The following is a 274-nucleotide window of genomic DNA, read 5'->3' as shown; positions in this document are numbered from 1 at the left end:
GCTGGCTGACCGCATCGCGGCCTGCGATACCGTCTGCCCACTCCCCCGTCACCGGCAATGCGATCCGCTTGCCGACATGGGCACCGGCACGGCGGTCGTGCGCCACGATCGTGCCGTCGCGCGCGAGGATCGCCGCGCTGCCGTCGCGTCCCGTGTCGAGGCGATCGATCATGCGCTGGAATTCCGCGGTGCCGAGCCGGGCGACCAGCCAGCCCCGCGGCGTCGGGAGCGCGACCGGCAGCGTCCAGAGGTCGCCGCGTCGTTGCAGCGGTCC

At 73.7% G+C, this 274-nt stretch carries 1 protein-coding gene; it reads right to left on the bottom strand.

Features of this window, described 5'->3' with window-relative positions:
* On the bottom strand, positions 1-274 hold a 274-nt coding region (locus SB660_RS20430), incomplete at both ends, for a PDC sensor domain-containing protein (RefSeq protein WP_410584151.1).

The sequence above is a fragment of the Bacillus sp. SIMBA_005 genome, assembly GCF_046535585.1.
Taxonomy (GTDB): Bacteria; Bacillota; Bacilli; order Bacillales; family Bacillaceae; genus Bacillus; species Bacillus pumilus.
Note: the sequence above shows the minus strand (reverse complement) of the source record. Positions and strands in the feature narration are given on the sequence as shown.